Annotated in this window: 3 protein-coding genes; all 3 read right to left on the reverse strand. The window is 35.6% G+C overall.

What is annotated here, in order from left to right; all coding sequences use genetic code 11:
* Positions 1-384 precede the first annotated feature (384 nt).
* Positions 385-2,472, reverse strand: coding sequence for a glutamine synthetase III (locus tag Q7P22_RS13605; RefSeq protein ID WP_303864967.1), 2,088 nt, complete (start codon positions 2,470-2,472; stop codon positions 385-387).
* Positions 2,473-2,713: 241 nt separating this feature from the next.
* Positions 2,714-4,198, reverse strand: a complete 1,485-nt coding sequence (locus tag Q7P22_RS13610) for a glutamate synthase subunit beta (protein WP_303864968.1) — start codon at positions 4,196-4,198, stop codon at positions 2,714-2,716.
* 14 nt (positions 4,199-4,212) lie between these two features.
* The coding region (locus Q7P22_RS13615; protein WP_303864969.1) for a hypothetical protein at positions 4,213-4,538 on the reverse strand (326 nt) is incomplete at its 5' end.

The raw sequence follows: 4,538 nt of genomic DNA on the forward strand, positions 1-4,538 counted from the left end.
TGTCCTGTTTCAATAATTTAATGTAATTTTAGATGTGCGAAGTTTGAGTTATTTATAATAATTACACTTTTTTACTATACAGTACTACTTAATTTTTTTATTATCTCTTCTTATTATTGATATTTTATTAACAATTAATTGATTTGTCAAGTTTAATTAATAAATACAAAGGTTAAAAAATACTCTAAATATATGTAGAGCATTTCTATCGTATAAACAATTATATAATAAACTAATTATAATTTACAATATATATTGTATTTTTCTATTTTTTCTTTATGATTGTGTTTTTTACTTCTTAAACGAAAAAAAGAAATACTCCTTTGCTTTAGAGTATTTCTTTTATATGAATCTAGCCTAGCACGAAAAGCAAATACTGATTTGTCATACTCTAAACAGCAAATCACCATAGGTTGGCATAGGCCAAAAACTTTTCGCCACTACTTCTTCAAGTGCATCACATGGCTTTCGTAGCGCTTCCATTGCTTCATATACTTCGAATTTATACGCCTTTGCTCGCTTATACATTTCTTTAATACCTTGGGTTTTAGACAAAGTACTTTCTAAGGTAGCTAAAGCTGTGCTTGCATCTAAATATAAACTGTTGATCTTTGCAACAATTTCAATTTGGGCAGACACATCTGCATCTTGAACAACAGATTGAATATTTTTAATAGAGGATGCCACATGGCTTGCATAATGTAAAGATGCAGGCAAAATTTCTTTTTTAGCGATTTGAATGGTTGTTAATGCCTCAATATTAATGGTCTTTGCATATTCCTCAAACATGATTTCCTGACGCGCCATGACTTCACCTTCCGTAAACACACCATGCCTTTCAAATAGTTCTATATATTCTGGTTCACTGAATGCTTTAATAGCTTCTACAGCAGTTTTAATATTTGGTAGGCCTCTTCTCTCTGCTTCTTGAATCCAGCTTGAATCATATCCATCTCCATCAAACAGGATATTTGAATGTTCCTTAACTAATCTTTCTATAATAGAGCTTAATCTTACGCTAAAATCTTCTGCTTTTTCCAGTTCATCAGCCATGTCTTTTAATACATCAGCTACAATAGTATTTAAAATAATATTGGGACCTGCAATGGATGCAGTTGAACCTACCATTCTAAATTCAAATTTGTTGCCCGTAAAAGCAAATGGTGATGTTCGATTGCGATCAGTGACATCTTTTTTAAATTTTGGCAATGTGGTAACGCCAAGATCCATATGAGTTGCTGATTTACAAGACGTTAATGCACCATCCTTTATTTGATTTATAATATCTGTCAATTGCTCTCCTAAAAATATTGAGATAATCGCTGGTGGTGCTTCATTTGCTCCTAATCGATGATCATTTCCAGGTGAAGCTGCTGATAATCTTAGCAGTGGAGCATATTTTCCAACTGCAGCTATAGTGGCGACTAAAAAAGTTAAAAACTGAGCATTTTCATGTGGAGTAACACCTGGCTCAAGTAAGTTTGCTTTATCTGTGCCAATAGACCAGTTATTGTGTTTTCCTGAGCCATTGATTCCTGCAAAAGGCTTCTCATGTAATAAGCAAGCTAAATCATGTCTAGCAGCAACTTTAACTAAGGTATCCATAACCAATTGATTTTGATCTGTTGCGATATTGGTCGTCGTGTAAATTGGAGCCATTTCATGTTGAGCAGGTGCTACTTCATTATGTTTTGTCTTAGAAGCAACCCCTAATTTCCATAGTTCTACATCGAGCTCATTCATGAAATTATGCACTCGATCTTTAATGGCACCAAAGTAGTGGTCATCTAATTCTTGACCTTTAGGAGGTTTTGCTCCAAATAAGGTTCTTCCTGTATACATAAGATCTTTTCGTTGATAAAACAAGTTTTTATCAACAACAAAATACTCTTGCTCTGGTCCTACTGTTGAGACTACCTTTTGGATTTTTGTATCTCCAAACAATCTTAAAATTCGAATGGCTTGCTTAGAGATTGCTTCCATAGAGCGCAAAAGAGGCGTCTTTTTATCTAGAGCTTCTCCAGAATAGGAGCAAAATGCAGTAGGAATATAGAGAGTATGATCTTTTACAAAAGCAGGTGAGGTAGCATCCCATGTCGTATAACCCCTTGCTTCAAAAGTCGCTCTTAATCCTCCATTAGGAAAAGAAGATGCATCTGGTTCCCCTTGAATTAGTTGTTTTCCTGAAAACTCCATAATTACTCTTCCATCACCAGTTGGTTCAATAAATGAGTCATGTTTTTCAGCCGTTTTTCCAGTCATAGGCTGAAACCAATGAGTGTAATGTGTCGCTCCTTTTTCTATAGCCCAATCTTTCATAACGCTTGCTACAATCTCTGCTACCTCAGGAATAAGTTCTTCGTTTAAATCTAGTGTCCTTAATAATTTTTTATACGTATCTTTTGAAAGTCTCTCTTTCATAATTGCTTTACTAAATACATTGCAACCAAAAACCTGTTGTAAATTATCCATTATCTTCTACCTCCAAATTTATTTTTAACTATTTCTATTTTCTAGAAAATAAAAAGTCTGGATATTGTAAATAATCCTCTAAACATATGTTTAATCAGAATATTTCATATACAGACTTCATTGCCCTATGAACTATTTATTTACTTGACTGCTAATAAACTTATCTTTATATACAAGGGATTTTTTGACCTAAAAGGAATACCCAGATGCTCGTGACTAACGACTAGCGACTACACTCTATTTACTTCAGTACTGTACCACCCATAAGATATTTATCTACTTCTCGAGCAACAAGTTTCCCCTCTTGAATAGCCCATACTACGAGACTTTGACCACGCCTACAATCTCCTGCTGCAAAAACTTTGTCTACATTGGTTTCAAATACTCCATACTCAGCACTTATATTGCTTCTTGAATCTCTATTTAAGTGTAACTCGTTGGGAATCGTATCCTCGGGCCCTAAAAACCCCATAGCTATTAAAATAAGGTCTGTCTTCCATATCTTTTCGCTACCTGGAACTTCAGCTGGAAGAAATCTTCCACTTTTATCTTTTTCCCAAATTACATTTACCGTATGAATTTCTTTGACCTCTCCCCTGCTATTTCCTACAATTCTTTTTGTATTGATATTATAGTTTCTAGGGTCATTGCCATATAGTTCAATGGCTTCTTGTTGGCCATAATCTACTTTGAGCTTTTTAGGCCATTCAGGCCAGGGATTTCCCTCCTGTCTTGACTTTGGAGGTTCTGGCATAATCTCAAATTGAAAAACGGATTTGCAATTATGTCGTATAGAAGTAGCAACACAGTCTGTACCTGTATCTCCGCCACCAATGACGATTACATCCTTACCCTCTGCACTAATATTTTTACCGTCTTGTAAATTAGAGTCTAAAAGACTTTTGGTATTTGCCTTTAAAAAGTCTACTGCTCTTATAACACCTTTTAATCCACAACCTTCTACATTTAAACTCCTGCCATTAGTAGCTCCACAGCATAATACAATAGCATCGTATTCTTCTAAAAGCTTCTCTGTGCTTACATTTATACCTATTTCTGTATTGGTTACAAACTCTACACCAGACTCTATCAACAAATTGATTCTTCGCTTCACGATTCTTTTATCTAATTTCATATTAGGAATACCATACATCAGAAGTCCTCCTATTCGGTCATTTCTTTCATAGACCGTAACAGCGTGACCTACCCCATTTAGATAATAGGCAGTAGAAAGTCCTGATGGACCAGAACCTACCACCGCTACCTTTTTACCTGTTCTATTTTTGGGCTTATTGTCTTTTACCCAGCCATTGTCAAAGGCCCGATCAATAATTTCTTGTTCAATATTATTGACACCTACTGCTTCTAATATATGCCCTTCTGTGCAAGAACCTTCGCAAGGAGCTGGGCATACTCTTCCAGTAAACTCTGGAAAAGGCATGGTTCGTATTAATCTCTTATAAGCTTCTTCCCATTGCCCTTTATAGACCAAATCATTCCACTCAGGGATAAGATTTCTCGCTGGGCAACCAGAGGCCATTCCAGCTAGAAGCACTCCACCATGACAGAAGGGAACGCCGCAATCCATACATCTCGCTACTTGTTTGCTTAATTCTTCCGTACTCTGTCTTATTTTTAGTTCATTCCAATCATGGATTCTCTCTTGTGGAGGTCTCTTAGTTGGATTTACCCTATCATATTCTAAAAAACCCGTAAATTTTCCCATTGCAAATACCTCCCCTAGTTTCCAGATTTTCTATTCGAATTTTTATGATTTTCTTCAAAAGCAACCATAATGGCTTTTTCTTCGACCAATCCTGAAGCATGTGCCTTCTCAATGGTCTGAATCATTCGCTTATAATCTCTTGGAATGATCTTTGTAAATCTTCTAATGTCTCTCTCCCAATTTTCTAGTATAGAGGAACCAAGAGGGCTCTTCGTATATTTCACATGTTTTATAATCATTTGCCTTACTTCTTCTTGCTCTTCACCTATCAATTCATCTATATCTACCATAGCATGATTACAACATCTATCACCAAAATCAGTACATAGACCACTCCACC

The sequence above is a fragment of the Alkalibaculum bacchi genome, from assembly GCF_937875145.1.
GTDB classification, from domain to species: Bacteria; Bacillota; Clostridia; order Eubacteriales; family Alkalibacteraceae; genus Alkalibaculum; species Alkalibaculum bacchi_A.

Coding starts and splice junctions, on each gene's coding strand:
- Q7P22_RS13610 (WP_303864968.1), bottom strand. CDS start 4,198: ATGGGAAAATTTACGGGTTTTTTAGAATATGATAGGGTAAATCCAACT.
- Q7P22_RS13605 (WP_303864967.1), bottom strand. CDS start 2,472: ATGGATAATTTACAACAGGTTTTTGGTTGCAATGTATTTAGTAAAGCA.